Annotated in this window: 14 protein-coding genes; 4 read left to right on the forward strand and 10 right to left on the reverse strand. The window is 63.7% G+C overall.

The features are described 5' to 3' along the window. Window positions 1-19 precede the first annotated feature (19 nt). The 6 genes from R3D65_RS03325 to coxB form a co-directional block, all read right to left on the reverse strand. The gene (locus R3D65_RS03325; RefSeq protein ID WP_371273810.1) at window positions 20-904 is read right to left on the reverse strand and encodes a cytochrome c oxidase subunit 3; all 885 of its coding nucleotides are present in this window, start codon (window positions 902-904) and stop codon (window positions 20-22) included. An 18-nt stretch (window positions 905-922) separates the two neighbouring features. Then, window positions 923-1525, reverse strand: a complete 603-nt coding sequence (locus tag R3D65_RS03330) for a cytochrome c oxidase assembly protein (protein WP_371273811.1) — start codon at window positions 1523-1525, stop codon at window positions 923-925. Between the two features lie 8 nt (window positions 1526-1533). Further along, window positions 1534-1686: a hypothetical protein gene (locus R3D65_RS03335; protein WP_371273812.1), complete on the reverse strand. Its 153-nt coding sequence runs from the start codon at window positions 1684-1686 to the stop codon at window positions 1534-1536. After that, complete coding sequence (locus tag R3D65_RS03340) at window positions 1683-2633, reverse strand: heme o synthase (RefSeq protein WP_371273813.1); 951 nt, start codon at window positions 2631-2633, stop codon at window positions 1683-1685. Before R3D65_RS03340 ends, R3D65_RS03335 begins: the two co-directional genes overlap by 4 nt. A 114-nt stretch (window positions 2634-2747) precedes the next feature. After that, window positions 2748-4400 carry a cytochrome c oxidase subunit I gene (gene ctaD, locus R3D65_RS03345; protein ID WP_371273814.1) on the reverse strand — a complete coding sequence of 551 codons (1653 nt, stop codon included), beginning with the start codon at window positions 4398-4400 and terminating at the stop codon, window positions 2748-2750. A 26-nt stretch (window positions 4401-4426) separates the two neighbouring features. Beyond that, complete coding sequence (gene coxB, locus R3D65_RS03350; RefSeq protein ID WP_371273815.1) at window positions 4427-5311, reverse strand: cytochrome c oxidase subunit II; 885 nt, start codon at window positions 5309-5311, stop codon at window positions 4427-4429. A 409-nt stretch (window positions 5312-5720) separates the two neighbouring features. Here coxB and R3D65_RS03355 point away from each other — a divergent pair, with 409 nt between their 5' ends. Both R3D65_RS03355 and tldD read left to right on the forward strand, forming a co-directional pair. Next, complete coding sequence (locus tag R3D65_RS03355) at window positions 5721-6206, forward strand: invasion associated locus B family protein (RefSeq protein WP_371273816.1); 486 nt, start codon at window positions 5721-5723, stop codon at window positions 6204-6206. A 66-nt stretch (window positions 6207-6272) separates the two neighbouring features. Beyond that, window positions 6273-7688 (forward strand): metalloprotease TldD, encoded by a 1416-nt coding sequence (gene tldD / locus R3D65_RS03360; RefSeq protein WP_371273817.1) that lies wholly within the window; start codon window positions 6273-6275, stop codon window positions 7686-7688. A gap of 70 nt (window positions 7689-7758) precedes the next feature. Here tldD and R3D65_RS03365 read toward each other — a convergent pair whose 3' ends face one another. Together R3D65_RS03365 and R3D65_RS03370 are read right to left on the reverse strand one after the other, a co-directional pair. Continuing rightward, a complete protein-coding gene (locus R3D65_RS03365; RefSeq protein WP_371273818.1) occupies window positions 7759-9558 on the reverse strand; it encodes an NAD(P)/FAD-dependent oxidoreductase in 1800 nt (599 codons plus the stop codon). A 208-nt stretch (window positions 9559-9766) separates the two neighbouring features. Beyond that, a complete protein-coding gene (locus R3D65_RS03370) occupies window positions 9767-11644 on the reverse strand; it encodes a sigma-54-dependent Fis family transcriptional regulator (protein ID WP_371273819.1) in 1878 nt (625 codons plus the stop codon). 187 nt (window positions 11645-11831) lie between these two features. Between R3D65_RS03370 and R3D65_RS03375 the strand changes: the two genes are divergently transcribed. Beyond that, on the forward strand, window positions 11832-12221 hold the full coding sequence (locus tag R3D65_RS03375) for a DUF302 domain-containing protein (RefSeq protein ID WP_371273820.1): 390 nt from the start codon (window positions 11832-11834) through the stop codon (window positions 12219-12221). Window positions 12222-12237: 16 nt separating this feature from the next. Then, window positions 12238-12945 carry an NAD-dependent deacylase gene (locus R3D65_RS03380; RefSeq protein ID WP_371273821.1) on the forward strand — a complete coding sequence of 236 codons (708 nt, stop codon included), beginning with the start codon at window positions 12238-12240 and terminating at the stop codon, window positions 12943-12945. A gap of 7 nt (window positions 12946-12952) precedes the next feature. Here R3D65_RS03380 and R3D65_RS03385 read toward each other — a convergent pair whose 3' ends face one another. Together R3D65_RS03385 and R3D65_RS03390 are read right to left on the reverse strand one after the other, a co-directional pair. Then, window positions 12953-14194, reverse strand: a complete 1242-nt coding sequence (locus tag R3D65_RS03385) for a class I SAM-dependent RNA methyltransferase (protein WP_371273822.1) — start codon at window positions 14192-14194, stop codon at window positions 12953-12955. Continuing rightward, the gene (locus tag R3D65_RS03390) at window positions 14191-14958 is read right to left on the reverse strand and encodes a TlyA family RNA methyltransferase (protein ID WP_371274350.1); all 768 of its coding nucleotides are present in this window, start codon (window positions 14956-14958) and stop codon (window positions 14191-14193) included. The genes R3D65_RS03385 and R3D65_RS03390 overlap by 4 nt, the downstream gene beginning before the upstream one ends. Between the last annotated feature and the right edge of the window lie 37 nt (window positions 14959-14995).

A 14995-nucleotide genomic window follows, 5' to 3' on the forward strand; every position in this document is an offset into this window, starting at 1 on the left:
CAAGCCGCGCCTGCACGGATCAGTGATGCGCGATCGGCGCGCCCCAGGAAGCCCACACATAGATGCAGAAGAAGAGGAAGAGCCAGACCACGTCCACGAAATGCCAGTACCAGGCCGCGGCCTCGAAGCCGAAATGCTGCTTGGGCGTGAAATCGCCGCGCATGGCCCGGATGAGACAGACCAGCAGGAAGATCGTGCCGACCAGCACGTGGAAACCGTGGAAGCCGGTGGCCATGAAGAAGGTCGCGCCATAAATGGAGTTCTTGAAGGCGAACGGGGCAACCGAATACTCGTAGGCCTGGACGAAGGAGAACAGCATACCCAGGGCAACCGTCATGACCAGACCCCACACAAGGCCCTTGCGGTCATCGTGCAGCAGGGCATGGTGTGCCCAGGTCACCGTGGTACCGGAAAGCAGCAGGATGATGGTGTTGTAGAGCGGCAGGTGCAGCGGATCGAGAACCTCGATGCCGGCGGGCGGCCACTGGCCCCCGGTATATTCGGCACGCAGGACCTGATGCACTTCGTTCGGATAAAGGCTGGCATCGAAGAAGGCCCAGAACCAGGCGACGAAGAACATCACCTCCGAGGCGATGAACATGATCATTCCGTAGCGCAAATGAAGCGAAACGACGCGGGTGTGATGGCCCTCATGCGCTTCCTTGATCGTATCCGACCACCACGCATACATCACGTAGAGGATGATCAGCATTCCGACGGCAAAGAGACCCCAGTTCAGGTTCGACAGGGTCAGGCCCAAAAGCGAGAACTCGGAATTGTTGAGCGCACGCATCCAGGCAATGGCGCCAAGCGCGGTGACGAAGGCGCCAAGCGACGCCAGGGCCGGCCACGGGCTCGGGTCGATGATGTGGTAGTCGTGATGCTTTGCGTGTTGGTCCGCCATGTCGATCCCCGCGGTTGCTTATTCTTCAATACTGTTGGTTTTGGTCGCGTCGTCCACCGGGGCAGATGCCACCGGAGTCCCCTCATCATCGACCGGGAAGAAGGTGTAGGAAAGCGTGATGGTCTTGATGTCCTTGAGTTCCGGCTGCTCGACAATGTCGGGGTCGACATAGAACACGACCGGCATGTCAAGCGATTCGCCCGGCTTCAGCGTCGTCTCGGTAAAGCAGAAGCATTCCACCTTGTTGAAATAGGCGCCGGCAAGCGAGGGCGAAACGTTGAACGTGGCCGAGCCGGTGACGGTGCGGTCGGTACGGTTGTGCGCCAGATAGCTGATTTGGGTCGTTTCACCGATCTTCAAAGTCACCGAACGCTGTTTCGGGCTGAACTCCCACGGAATACCGGAGGTATTGGCGTCGAAGCGCACGGTGATGTCACGGTCGAGAATCCGGTCGGAATAGGAGTCCACCCGCTGCGTCGTGCCGCCGTAGCCGGTGACCTGGCAGAACAACTGGTATAGCGGAACCGCGGCATAAGCCGCGCCGACCATGGACAATGCCAAACCGGCCCCGAACATGGCGACCTTTGCATTCGCCCGCTTGCTCTTGCTGTCCTGTTCCATGTCCTCCCTCACATCGGCCTGTCAAGAATGGCGGCGCCCTTGATGAAGGTCACCACGTAGAAAATGACAACGAGCGCAGCCAGGGCGAAAGCAATCGCGAGCGAGCGGCTACGGCGCGCCTTCTTCTGCTTTTCCGTCAGTTCGACACGGTCATCACTCATGCCATGCCTCCGACCCAGACGCCGAGCGTGTCGCGGGCCATCACATCCACAAGGATGGCGGCGAACAGCGCGAAAAGGTACAGGATGGAAAAGCCGAACAGCTTCTTGGCCGGAACCATGCGTTCGTCGCCATCGGCCATGCGAAAAACACCCCAGGCATACCAGATGAACACGGCCCCCATCGCGGCGGCAAAAATGCCATAGCCCATGCTGGCAAAGCCGAGCAGCCAGGGCGTCACGCCAACCGGCGCGAGGACGAGACTGTAGAGAAGGATCTGCGTCCGGGTGGTTTTCTCGCCGCAGACGTTGGGCAGCATCGGGATCCCGGCCGCGCCATAGTCCTTGCACTTGAACAGGGCGAGCGCCCAGAAATGCGGCGGCGTCCAGAGGAAGATGATCGCGAAAAGGACAACACTCTCGATGCCGACCTCACCGGTGGCGGCAGCCCAGCCAAGCATGGGCGGGAAGGCACCGGCGGCACCGCCAATGACGATGTTTTGCGGCGTCGAGCGCTTCAGCCACATCGTGTAGACGACAGCATAGAAGAAGATGGTAAAGGCGAGGATTGCGGCAGAAAGCCAGTTGACCAGCACGCCGAGGGTGAGAACGGAAAGGAATGAGAGAATCAGGCCGAAGCTCAGCGCCTCGCGTGGCAGCACCCGACCTGACGGGACCGGCCGCCTGGCGGTACGGCTCATGATCGCATCGATGTCGGCGTCGTACCACATGTTCAGCGCGCCGGACGCGCCGGCACCGACGGCAATGCACAGGATGGCGACAACGGCGATGAAGGGATTGACCGATCCCGGCGCGGCAACGAGACCGACCACTGCGGTGAACACGACGAGCGACATCACGCGCGGTTTGAGCAATTCGATGAAATCGCCTGCCGTGGCTTCCGACATGCGGTCGGCATCCCTGCCTGCTGTTTCCTCGATAAGTGCCATACGTTTCCCAACCTGCCTGACGAAGCCGGCCTTGCGCCGTTGTGTTTCTTGTTTTCGGGCCTGCCGCCGCACATGGCGGCGACAGGCCGGATCTTCAAAAGGACGTCAAATGCTTCACTTGACGCGCGGAAGCTGTTCCCACTGGTGGAACGGCGGCGGCGACGGCAACTGCCATTCCAGCGTCGTCGCACCCTCGCCCCACGGATTGGCACCGGCCTCACGCTTGCGCGAGAAGGCTTCCCAGACGCCGTAGAGGAAGATCAGCACGGCGAATGCGGAGATGTAGGAGCCGATTGACGAGACGAAATTCCAGCCCGCGAAAGCATCCGGATAGTCGATGTAGCGGCGCGGCATGCCCGCCAGACCCAGGAAGTGCTGCGGGAAGAACACCAGGTTCACCCCGATGAAGGTGACCCAGAAGTGGGCGCGCGCCACGGTCGAATTGTACATGTAGCCGGTCATCTTCGGGAACCAGTAGTACCAGGCCGCGAAAATGGCGAAGACGGCACCGAGCGACAGCACGTAGTGGAAGTGCGCCACCACGTAGTAGGTGTCGTGCACGACCCGGTCGAGACCGGCATTGGCCAGCTGGACGCCGGTAACGCCGCCGACTGTGAACAGGAAGATGAAGCCGATGGCCCAGAGCATGGGCGTGCGGAAGGAAATCGACCCGCCCCACATGGTGGCGATCCACGAGAAGATCTTCACGCCTGTCGGCACCGCGATCACCATGGTGGCGAACACGAAGTAGCGCTGCGCATCGAGCGAGATGCCGGTCGTGTACATGTGGTGCGCCCACACGATGAAGCCGACAACGCCGATGGCGACCATGGCATAGGCCATGCCGAGATAGCCGAACACCGGCTTGCGCGAGAAGGTCGACACGATGTGGCTGATGATGCCGAAGGCCGGCAGGATCAGGATGTAGACTTCCGGGTGACCGAAGAACCAGAACAGGTGCTGGAACAGGATCGGATCACCGCCACCTTCCGGCGCGAAGAAGGCCGTGCCGAAATTGCGGTCCGTCAGCAGCATGGTGATGCCGCCGGCGAGCACGGGCAGCGAGAGCAGCAGCAGGAAGGCCGTGATCAGCACCGACCAGGCAAAGAGCGGCATCTTGTGCAGCGTCATGCCCGGCGCACGCATGTTGAAGATCGTGGTGATGAAGTTGATGGCGCCCAGGATGGAGGACGCGCCGGCGATGTGCAGGGCGAGGATCGCCATGTCAACGGATGGTCCGGGCGTTCCGGATGTCGAGAGCGGCGGATAGATCGTCCAGCCGCCACCCACGCCATAGCCGCCGGCAGGGCCGGGGACGAACATGGAAAGGACCAGCAGGATGAAGGCCGGCGGCACGAGCCAGAAGGAAATGTTGTTCATGCGCGGGAATGCCATGTCCGGCGCACCGATCATGATCGGCACCATCCAGTTGGCGAAACCGCCGATCAGCGCGGGCATGACCATGAAGAAGATCATGATGAGGCCGTGCGCCGTCGTGAAGACATTGTACATCTGCTTGCCGGCGTCGAGCGCGGCTGCTTCCGGGGTGCCGTAGACCATCGACGCGAGGCCGTCGAAGAACTGGATGCCCGGTTCCTGCAGCTCGATGCGCATGCCGACGGACAGAAGCCCGCCAACGATACCGGCAATGATCGCGAAGATCAGATAGAGCGTCCCGATATCCTTGTGATTGGTAGAATAGACCCACCGGACCCAGCCTGTCGGCTTGTGGTCGTGATGGGCGTCGTGCGCTGCAGATTCAGCCATGTCTCCCACTCCGTTCCTTAAAATACTTACTCGGCGGCCTTTGCCGCGCCGGCATCGGCGAGCCTGGTAGCACCGGACAGTGATGCCATCAGGGCGCGATTGGCGCCGGCCAGGTCGTCGGCCGCCGCTGCAATCCATGAATTGTACTGATCCTGGCTGACCACGCGAATGGCGATCGGCATGAAGGCGTGATCCTTGCCGCAAAGCTCGGAACACTGGCCGTAATAGATGCCTTCCTTCTCGGCCTTGAACCAGGTCTCGTTGACGCGGCCGGGAACCGCATCCGCCTTCACGCCGAAGGACGGCAGGGCGAAGGAATGAATGACGTCGGCAGCCGTGACAAGCAGGCGGACCGTGGTGTTGACCGGAACGACGACGTCGTTGTCCACGGCGAGGAGGCGCGGATAGGCGGCCACATCATCCTTGCCGTACTGGCCGCGGTCACCCTCCTTGAGCATGACAGAATCGAAGGTCACCGCACCATCATCGTTCTGGTATTCATAGCCCCAGTACCACTGGTAACCGGTCGCCTTGACCGTCAGCGCCGGCTCTTCCGGCGGTGTGTACTGGGCGGTCAGGAGGCTGAACGACGGCACGGCAATGAAAAGGAGGATGACCACCGGCCCGACGGTCCAGATCACCTCGATGAGGGTGTTGTGGCTGGTGCGCGACGGGTTCGGATTCGTACTGGCGCGATATTTCAGCGAAACCCAGATGAGCAAGACCAGCACGAGAAGCGTGATCGGGACGATGAACCACAGCGTGTACTGCTCGAACCAGCGGACTTCCCGCATGATCGGCGTGGCCGCATCCTGAAGGGTCATCTGCCAGGGCCTTGGCTGGTCTGCGAATGCAGCCGTCGCGGTCAAAGCGGCGGTTGCGGCGGCAAAGCTGGCGGCAATCCTTTTCATACCGTTCCTGTCTCCCCATCGGCCGGAAAGGCCGTTCATTCTTGCTCAAGCGCGGCCCATGCAAATACGGGCGGGTTTGATCTAGGTCAAATCATATTCCCCTTCCGCGCGCAAGGAAATGCAGCCCGTGCGGCAGGTGCCCAGGGCATGCGCATTTTGTCGCACCTCGCGACAAGCCCTTGTTTTGGCAGGTTTTGGCATTTTGTCGCAGAACAAAGGCATTTGACCTATGTCCGAGGTCGAATATCCATGGCCGCATTTCCGGCCAATTCCGGCGTCAAGGGCAGTAAGGGCGGTGCCGGCCGGACCACAGGCGGGTTTGCAATTGCCGCGCGCCGTCGCATTGTAGACCAACATGATTCGCAGCGGAGCCCTTGCCTTGTTCCATTTGTCCTCGAAGACGGCCGCAATGCTGTTGGCGCTTGCAATGGCGCTTGCCACAGGCGTGCCCGCGCAAGCCCAGCAAACCGGAATCGTCCGCTCCACCCATGGCGCCTGGAAAATGATCTGCGACACGCCGCCGGGGGCGGCAACGGAACAATGCGCCCTTATCCAGAACGTGGTGGCCGAGGACCGCCCGGATCTCGGCCTTTCGGTCATCGTGCTGCGAACAGCCGACAAGAAGGCGGAGATCATGCGGGTTCTGGTGCCGCTGGGCGTCCTGCTGCCCAACGGGCTGGGTCTCTATGTGGATGGCAAGGACATCGGCAAGGCCTATTTCGCCAAGTGCTTCCAGGACGGCTGCTATGCCGAGGTCATCCTGGAAGAGCCGCTGATCACGACGCTGAAGGACGGCGAATCGGCTACGTTCATCGTTTTCCAGACGCCTGAAGAAGGCATCGGGATTCCCGTCGATCTGGCCGGATTCACCGAAGGTTTCGCCGCCCTGCCCTGAGGCGCCCCGTGACAGGGGCGGACGCCTTTCCTATATGGGCTGCAGACCCGCCGGAAAGGACGCTTCATGACCGACAGCCTGATCAGCCGTTTCGATATCGACGAGAACGCCGTCAGACGCGCGGTGTGCGACAGTCTCGCACATGCCGACGACGGGGAACTCTATCTCGAATACCGCGAGGGCGAGGCGCTGGTCTTCGACAACGGCCGGCTGAAGACCGGCAACTTCAACACCGAGACGGGGTTCGGCCTGCGCGCGGTGGCCGGCGAAGCGACAGGCTATGCGCATGCTTCGGAACTGACGGGCAAGGCCCTGTCCCATGCTGCCGATGCGGTTTCGGCGGTGACAAGGGGATATTCCGGCACCGCCGATGTGGCGCCTGCGGGCACCAATGTGAAACTCTATGGCGATCTCAACCCGATCGAGGCACCCGCCTTCGGCGAAAAGGCGCGGCTGCTTGAAACCATCGACGCGTGGCTGAGGGCGCGGGATCCGCGTGTCCGTCAGGTCACGGCCTCGCTGGCGGCAAGCTGGCAGCAGGTTGAAATCCTGCGCGCCGACGGACATCTGGTGCGCGATATCCGGCCACTGGTGCGGCTCAATGTTTCCGTCGTCGTCGGCGACGGCGACCGGCAGGAAAGCGGCAGCCACGGAATGGGCGGACGCAAGGGCTTCGGCGATTTCCTGGCGGAGGAATCATGGCAGACGGCGGCCAGCGAGGCCCTGCGCCAGGCGCTGGTCAACCTGGAGGCGCGCCCTGCGCCCGCGGGCACGCTGGACGTGGTGCTGGGCAATGGCTGGCCCGGCGTCATGCTGCACGAGGCCGTCGGCCACGGACTCGAGGGCGATTTCAACCGCAAGAAGACATCCGCCTTTTCAGGCCTCATGGGCCAGCAGGTGGCGGCGAGGGGCGTGACGGTGATCGATGACGGCACGATCGCGGAGCGGCGCGGTTCGCTGACCATCGATGACGAGGGTACGCCATCGGGCCGCAATGTGCTGATCGAGGATGGCATTCTTGTCGAATACATGCAGGACCGGCAGAACGCGCGGCTGATGGGCATGAAGCCGACAGGCAACGGACGCCGCGAGAGCTATGCCCACCAGCCGATGCCGCGCATGACCAACACGTTCATGGCGGGCGGCGACAGGACGCCCGAGGAGATCATCGCTTCGGTGGACCGGGGGCTCTACGCCGTTTCCTTCGGTGGCGGGCAGGTCGACATCACGTCGGGCAAGTTCGTGTTCGGCTGCACCGAAGCCTACATGATCGAGAATGGCAAGGTGACCCATCCGGTCAAGGGCGCCATGCTGATCGGCAACGGCCCGGAGGCGATGAAGCGCATCTCCATGGTCGGCAACGATCCGGCGCTCGATACCGGCATCGGCATGTGCGGCAAGGCCGGACAGGGCGTGCCGGTGGGCGTGGGCCAGCCGCATCTGCGCATGGATGCGATGACGGTTGGCGGCACCGAACACTGAGCCGGCCGGACGATTTCGATTTCGCGAGCCGCCGGCACGATGACCGGCGGCTCCTTTCGTTCCGGGCCTGTCAGCCCTTGTGCCAGGATTTCTGCAGCCCGTAGACCGGCGTCGCGATGCCTTCCATGCGCGCCTTGAGCTGCAATGAGAGGAATTGCGAATAGTGGCGCGACTGGTGCAGGTTTCCGCCGTGCAGCCAGAGATTTTCCACGTTGGTGGGCTTCCACATGTTGCGCTGTTCGCCCTCCCAGGGGCCGGGATCCTTTGGCGTGTCCGAGCCCAGCCCCCAGACCTTGCCGACGCGGTCGGCCGTCTCCTGGTCGACAAGGTCCGCCACCCATCCGTTCATGGAACGGTAGCCGGTGGCATAGACGATCACGTCGGCGGCGATTTCGCGCTCTTCGTCAAGGACGATGCCATCCGGCGTGATGCTGGTGATCTGGCCCGTGGCGAGCTTGATCTTGCCATCGATGACGAGTTGCGAGGCACCGATATCGATGTAGTAGCCGGAGCCGCGGCGCAGGTATTTCATGAACAGGCCGGAATCGTCGGCGCCGAAATCGAGCATGAAGCCGGCCTTTTCGAGCGCCTCGTAGAAATCCCTGTCATGCTCGCGGATCTCGTCATAGACCGGTTTCTGGAACTGGTTCATGATCCTGTAGGGCAGTGAAGCGAAGATCAGGTCGGCCTTTTCCGTCGTCATGCCACCCCGCACCGCCTCTTCCGAATAGAGGGCGCCCAGGCCGATCTTCATCAGCGAATCCGACCGCACGATATGGGTCGACGAACGCTGGATCATGGTGACGTCGACGCCGGCCTCGTAGAGCGCGGCGCAGATGTCATGGGCGGAGTTGTTCGACCCGATGACGACGACCTTCTTTCCCCTGTAGCCGTCCGGGCCGGGATGCTGCGAGGAATGATGCTGTTCGCCCCTGAAGGTTTCCGCCCCCTCGATATCCGGGATGTTCGGCTTGCCGGACATGCCGGTGGCAAAGACCAGGTGCTTGGGACGCAGCACGATATCCTTGCCTTCGCGGCGGACATGAACCACCCATTCCCCGTTCTGGCTGTCCCACTCGGCATGCTTGGCTTCCGTGCTTGCCCAGTAATTGAGCTCCATCACGCGGGTGTAGAATTCCAGCCAGTCGCCGATCTTGTCCTTCGGGGCGAAAACAGGCCAGTTCTCCGGGAACTTGATATAGGGCAGATGGTCGTACCAGACCGGATCGTGCAGGCAGAGCGACTTGTAGCGCTTGCGCCATGAATCCCCGGCGCGCTCGTTGCGCTCGACGATGATGGCGGGCACACCGAGCTGGCGCAGGCGGGCACCCAGCGCGATGCCGCCCTGCCCGCCGCCAATGATCAGGACGTAGGGTTGTTTGGTGTGGCCGAGCGTGGCGAGCTCCTCGTCGCGCTCCTCCTTCCAGCTCTTCGTGCCGACGCCATGGCCGTGCTTGGCGCCGAGCGGGCGCGTGAAGCCGGCCTTTTCCTCATGCCCCTTCAGTTCCACCATGGTGGTCAGCAGGGTCCAGATCCGGCCGTTCTTCAGCCGGATCAGGCCGTAGCCGCGCGCCACCTCCGTCTCGAAGGTAATCCATGCCTCCGTCACACCGTCCGCTTCCGTGGCTTCTTCTCCGTCGGCGACACGCCAGTCTGACGGGCCAACCCGGTCAAGCTGGCTTTCCAGCATGGCGCGGACCTCGTCGCGCCCCTCCACCGTCTTGATGTTCCAGGTGAAACTCACCAGGTCGCGCCAGTAGCATTCGTCGGCGAACATGGTGACGGCGTCCTCGATGCGGCGTTCCTCCAGCGCCGCGCCAAACGTGTCGAGGAAAGCCTGCACACGTGCCGTCGGTGTCTTGTCAAGCATGTCTATCTCACTCCCACTTTGCTTTTCACATGGCTGCGGCGGTTCCTCCCAAGCCGCGCCGCAGCACTCAGGGCAAGTGCCGTGCCAGCCCGGACATTGCGCCAAGCCCTTGAAATTCCGCGAGACATTCCGCCACCGCGGGCCGTGTGCAACAGTGGCCTGCGCAACACCTGTTGCAGCCTGTTGCAGGTGTCGCAGGGCCGTGCGGTCAGTCCGGTCGCCGCAGCCGGCGATAGATAGTGGACCGGTTGACGCCCATCTGGCGGGCCAGGGCCGTCACGTTGCCGCCAAGCGCATCGAGCCGACGGCGCAGGGAAGCCGCATCGGCTGTTGCCGGCGACAGCGATCCGGCCAGTGCCGACAGGTTCTCAGGCAGCGTATCCGGCGTGATCTCACCGTCCTCGGCAAGCGCCACGGCCACCTGCAACGTGTTGGCGAGCTCGCGGATGTTACCGGGCCAGTCATGGGCGGCAAGCGCGAGCCGGGCGGCGGGCGAAAGGCGAACACGATCGCCATGCTCGGCCGCCACCCGGGCCAGCAGCGTATCGACCAGGCGGTCGAAATCGTCCCGCTCGCGCAAGGGCGGCAGCGTCAGCGTCGCGGCGTTCAGGCGGTAGAAGAGATCGGCACGGAAGCTGCCTTCCCGCACCATTGCGCCAAGATCGCGATGGGTGGCAGAGACAAGGCGGATGCGCACCTTGCGCGGCGCCACGGCGCCCACGGGCACCACCTCGCCTTCGGCCAGCACGCGCAGGAGCCGGGCCTGGAGGGCAAGTGGCATGTCGCCGATCTCGTCGAGGAACAGCGTGCCGCCGTCGGCCGCCTCGATCAGGCCGGGTTTGCCACGGGGGGAAGCGCCGGTGAACGCGTGCGGCGCGTGGCCGAACAGTTCCGATTCGATGAGGCTTTCGGGAATGGCGGCACAATTGACGGCGATGAAGCGGCCGCCATCCACCCGGCTGTCATGGATGGCGCGCGCGAGATGCTCCTTGCCGGAGCCGGTTTCACCCTCGATCAGGATGGGGATGTCGCGGGCGGCGAGGCGGGCGGCGCGGCGCTGCACCTCAGCCATGCGGGCATCCCCCTGGCCCAGCGCGCGCAACGCCCGGGGAAGCGTGGGCATCGCGGGTTCGGGTGCCCGGTAGCGGCCGACCGGGGCTATGGCGCTGGCAAAAAGCACATGGCCCTGCGGGGTGCGCAGCATGCGCTCACCCTTTGGCTTGCCACGCATGAAACGCGGCAGGTCATCGACATCCATCTCGAAGAATCGCGAGACCGGCTGGCCCATATAGGCCCGCGTTCCGGTCAGCGGAAACCGCATGGCACGGGCCAGTGCGCTGAAGCTGCCATGGGTCATGCCGGTGATGATGCCGGAACCATCCACCGTGATTGCCGCCTCCGGGTCCACGTCGATGAATTCCGGTGAGCGGGACAGGCGAAGCACCCATTCATGGCGGGTTCGCGCCAGAAGATTGGCCAGTTCGATGCGCCGGGCGGAAGCGGACACGAGATGAAGCGCCAGATACTGGCTGGATTTGGCCGAGGGCGAGCGCAACTGGGAGATGTCGAGCACGGCCGACAGGTCGCCCAAAGTATCGTAGATCGGCGCAGCCGTGCAGGTCAGGCCGATGTGACTGGTATCGAAATGGTCATCCTGGTGGATGATGACAGGCTCGCCGGATACGATGCACGATCCCACGGCACAGGTGCCGGCGCGGTTTTCCGACCATTCGGACCCGAGATAGAGGCCGGCCTTGCGCAACTGGTTGTCAAAGGTCAGGTCTCCCATGAAATCGACCGTGACGCCACGGGCGTCTGCCAGCAACAGCACGTAATGCTGGTCGGCGACCTGCTGGAACAGCGATTCCAGACCGGAGCGGCCTATGGAAATCAGTTCTTCGGCCTGCTCTCGGTGTTCGCGCAGAATCTCGTGGGGAACGATATAGGCTTCCTGGGCTGAAGCCGGATCGAGATTATAGTCATTGACGCAACGCAGCCACGAACGCACGACAGCGTCGTCGCGCTGGCTCGGTCCGCCCACGATGACGCGTTCGATCTCACGAACATGCGCATTGTTCGAAACCATGGGCTCCTCCCGATGCCATGGCATTCTGCTGCCCGAACATTATCACACGGCATGGCCCTGCCGGATTGCCAATAAGGACAATATATGAGCCGGTGAAACAATCGCGCGCGCGGCCTCCTTCAAGCAGCGGAACCGGGATTGCACTCCATGTGTTCATGTGGTGATCTGTAAGAAAAGGAGTTTCAACATGGCCTACACGATCGACCGCACGTTCACAGGTAAGGATTTCGCCTCTGTCGTGGAGGCCACGCGCGCGGCGCTGGCCGATGCCGGCTTCGGTGTCCTGACGGAGATCGACGTCAAGGCGACGATGAAGAAGAAGATCGACGTCGACATGCCCGATTACCTGATCCTTGGCGCGTGCAATCCGGGCATGGCCAACGAGGCGATCAAGCTGGAGCCGAAGATCGGTGCAATGCTGCCCTGCAACGTCATCGTGCGCGCCACGGGCGACGGCGCGGTGACAGTGAGCGCCGTCGATCCGGTCGCCTCGATGCAGGCGGTCGAGAACGAGGGGCTTTCGGCGGTGGCCGGCACCGTGCGCGCCATGCTGGCCAAGGCCGTCGAGGCGATCTGAGGCTTCCGGCGCGCGCATGGCCCCCTCCTCCATCGTCATCCTGACCGGCGCCGGCATTTCGGCGGAAAGCGGTGTCGACACGTTCCGCGACAAGGACGGCATCTGGTCGAAATACGATTTGAACGACGTTGCCACGCCGGAAGGCTTTGCCCGCAATCCGGCCATGGTGCACGACTTCTACAACCAGCGGCGCGCCAGCCTCGCCAACGTGAAGCCGAATCCCGCGCATGAGGCATTGGCGCGGCTGGAGCAGGCCTGGCACGGCGATTTCCTGCTGGTGACGCAGAATATCGACAACCTTCACGAGCGGGCCGGTTCGCGCAAGCTCATCCACATGCATGGCGAGCTGACACGTGCGTTCTGCGCCAATTGCAACATCCGCTGCGACGCCGGGGAAACCCTGTCGGTGGAGACGGCCTGCGCCCATTGCGGCTCCAGGGGCTACATGCGCCCGGACGTGGTCTGGTTCGGCGAAATGCCCTACCGGATGGAGCGGATCTACGCGGCGCTGAATGCCTGCGACCTGTTCGTGTCCATCGGCACCAGCGGCAATGTCTATCCGGCCGCGCAATTCGTGCAGGAGGCGGGCCGGGCCGGCGCGCACACGCTGGAACTCAATCTCGAACCCTCGCTCGGCTTTTCGGATTTTGCAGAGGCCGAGCATGGGCCCGCCGGCACCATCGTGCCGCGATGGGTGGAGCGGTTGCTGGCCAGCCGGGACTGACCCGCGATCAGCGCCGCTTGACAGGCTTTTCCAGCAGCGCCACCGCCTCGACATGGGCGGTGAAGAGGAACTGGTCGTAGGGTGTGACAGACGTGAGCCGGTAGCCGCCAGCGATCAGGATCTCCAGGTCGCGGGCAAGCGTGACCGGATTGCACGACACGGCGGCGACCTTGCGGATGCCGGCCTTTGCCAGGTGCCGGGCCTGCGCCTCTGCACCGGCGCGCGGCGGATCGAAGACCAGCGCGTCAAAGGCGAGGAGTTCGCGCGGCAGCAGCGGGCGCTGGAACAGGTCGCGCCGTTCCACCGTCACCTTTTTCAGGCCCGCCGTCGAGCGGAAGCCGGCATCGAGCGCAGCCAGCGCCGGTGCCTCGCCTTCCACGGCGTGAACCTGCATGTTCCCGGCCATGCACAGCGCGAAGGCCCCTGCCCCGGCAAACAGGTCGGCAGCCTGCTTCGCCTTGCCCAGATGGGCCACGACCTCATCCGCCATGGCCGCCTCGATGGCCGGAACCGCCTGGAGGAAACCGCCGGGCGGCGGCACCACGGTGGCCTTGCCGAAACGGATCTGCGGCTTGACCGGCTCCAGCACGATCTCGCCATCGACGCTCAGTCTTGCCCAGCGGTTTTCAAGGACAATTTCGGCGGCACGCTTGCGCTCGGCCTCCGGCAGCTTGCCGGACTTGCGGATGGCGATGTCGAGGCCGGTCTCCGTCACTGTGACGATCATGTGAAACGGCTTAGAAAGACCGGCTATGACGGCGGCCAGCCGGCGCAATTGCGGCAGGGCGGAGACGATTCGCGGATCGGTGACCGGGCATTCCTCCACCTGAAACAGGCTGTAGGAATAAGGACCGTGAAAGCCGAGCACGGCACCGCCGTCGCCATGTTTGGCCGACAGTTGCACGCGCCGGCGCTCGCCGGGACCGCAGGCCACGAGATCGCCGACGGGTGCCTCGATGCCGCGCGCCTTCAGTGCATCGACGACAAGGCCGCGCTTCCAGGCGCGATAGGGTTCGGCCTGCCAGTGCTCGAACTGGCAGCCGCCACAGGCGGTGAAATGCCGGCAGGGCGGTTCGACACGCTCCGCCGAGGCCTGCAAGATGGCCAGCGCCTCATGTTTCTTGCCGGCCGGCTGGGCGTTGACGGTTTCGCCGGGCAGCGTGAACGGCACGAAAACCTGGCCCTGCTGCGTATTCGCAATGCCGTCGCCCTGGGCGCCGAGATGATCGATGGTAACCTTGATGGTCATGCGCGGTCCTTGATGCCGGCGAGAAGAAATTCGCGATTGCCGTCAGAGCCCTCGATCGCGGATGGCGCGATGCCGATGGCGCGCCAGCCCGGCTGGCCATCCAGCCATTCGCGCATGTCCTGCGCAATCAGGGGGCCTTGTGCCGGGTCCTTCAGAAGGCCGCCCTTGCCGATGGCATGGCGGCCGGCCTCGAATTGCGGCTTGACGAGCAGCAGGCAACGGGCACCGGCTCCTGCGATGGCGAGCGCCGGCGGCAGGGCCAGTTTCAGCGAGATGAAGGACACGTCGCAGACGATCAAGTCCGGCGCGCCATGGCAAAGGTGCGCGGCGGTCAGGTCGCGCGCGTTCAGGCCCTCGATGGCGGTCACGCGCGGATCGGCGGCAATATCGGGATGAAGCTGGCCATGACCGACATCGATGGCCGTGACATGATCCGCACCGCGCTCCAGAAGGACTTGCGTGAAACCGCCTGTGGAAGCGCCCACATCCAGCGCATTGGTCCCTGCCGCATGAATGGCGAAATGTTCGAGGGCCGGTGCCAGCTTCAAGGCCGCGCGCGAGACATAGGCCCGGGCGGGATCGGATATGGCGATATCGGCTTCAGCCGCCACCATCTGGCCCGGCTTGGCCGCCACCGCCCCATCCACCGTCACGGTGCCGCGGGCGATGGCGTCGCGGGCGCGCGAGCGGGACGCAAACAGGCCGCGCTCAGCCAGAAGCTGATCGAGGCGCATGCGTGCGGCGGGGGAAATGTCGGCCTTCATGCGCCCTGATTGGCGCATGGCCGCGGTCTTTGCAAGG

It is taken from the genome of Zhengella sp. (genome assembly GCF_041397485.1).
In the GTDB taxonomy this organism is placed as follows: Bacteria; Pseudomonadota; Alphaproteobacteria; order Rhizobiales; family Rhizobiaceae; genus Zhengella.